Source organism: Salinimicrobium oceani (genome assembly GCF_012037645.1).
The window spans coordinates 1-481 of the sequence record NZ_JAAVJR010000509.1 but is presented as its reverse complement, the minus strand read 5'-3'; the positions used below and the strand labels follow the sequence as shown (position 1 = coordinate 481).

Sequence of the window (481 nt, the reverse complement as noted above, 5' to 3'; positions counted from 1 at the left end):
CTTCCTTTTGCACCTTCAGCTTCACTCCGCCAATAGCATTACTCACCAAGGGATCTGTATCTATGGTATGATTATCAACCAAAAAGGAGTTTATTCCTTCAGATTCCAGCCGACCTTTAATGATCTGTGCTTCTGCCGAATACTGAAAGACGGCAACCGTTGAAAAAATTTCTTTCATAGTAGGCCTTTTAAAGCCGTGAGTAATTCCTCAATTTCTGTTTTAGAGTTGAAGCTGTGTAAGCAAATGCGTAACCTTTCCCTGCCAATTGGCACCGTAGGAGAAAGAATAGGCCTCACATCGAATCCTGCAGCCGCCAAAGACTGGGAAGCTGCTTTCACTCCAGTATTCCCCGGAATTATACAGCAATGTATTGCTGAATTACTTTCTAAAAATTGCTTTTGACAACCCCGTTTTGACACCTCAGCTTTGAAAAACCTGATATTTTCCCTAAGTTTCTCAATTTCAGAAATTCCTTCCCCC

General features: G+C 41.8%; 1 protein-coding gene and 1 pseudogene. Both read right to left on the bottom strand.

Going from position 1 to position 481, the window contains the following annotated elements; all coding sequences use genetic code 11:
* Positions 1–178: putative signal transducing protein (locus HC175_RS17975; protein WP_168139628.1), on the bottom strand; the 178-nt coding region annotated here is incomplete at its 3' end.
* Positions 175–481: pseudogene (locus HC175_RS23940) on the bottom strand (pyridoxal phosphate-dependent aminotransferase family protein); the annotation flags it as partial. The pseudogene HC175_RS23940 and the gene HC175_RS17975, both read right to left, overlap by 4 nt.